Source organism: Bradyrhizobium sp. MI1.3 (genome assembly GCF_055811695.1).
The window spans coordinates 1-356 of record NZ_JBVVPQ010000281.1; the positions used below are offsets into that span (position 1 = coordinate 1).

The window sequence follows — 356 nt, forward strand, 5'->3', positions numbered from 1 at the left end:
GCGAAGTGCGGCGGCGTCTCCTAGGGCGACCTTCGCATAGACCAGAGGATAGCGTTCGTGAGGATTCGCTGGTAGCGGGCGTCCTGCCAAACTGACGGCTCGTGGCCTAGCGCCGAATAAAATACTCGTCCCTCGCCATAGAATCGGGTCCAGGTGAGAGGCCAGCCATAGAATCGTTGATGCACGCCGGTCTTGCCAAGGTCCACCGAGCTTGGGTCGAGGCGCAGGAGCAAGCGTGAACCACGATAGTCGAAGTCGCTGATTTGGTAGATCTCGTCCTCGACTTGCAACGAATTCCCGAGAAAAGCCACCAGGGGATCGCCAGGATCAACCACCTCGATCTTCACGGCCTGATG

General features: G+C 58.7%; 1 protein-coding gene. It reads right to left on the reverse strand.

Features of this window, described 5'->3' with window-relative positions; translation table 11 throughout:
• Nucleotides 1-20: 20 nt before the first annotated feature.
• A partial coding sequence (locus tag AC0L3A_RS41030; RefSeq protein WP_473256621.1) for a ThuA domain-containing protein occupies nt 21-356 on the reverse strand: 336 nt, incomplete at its 5' end.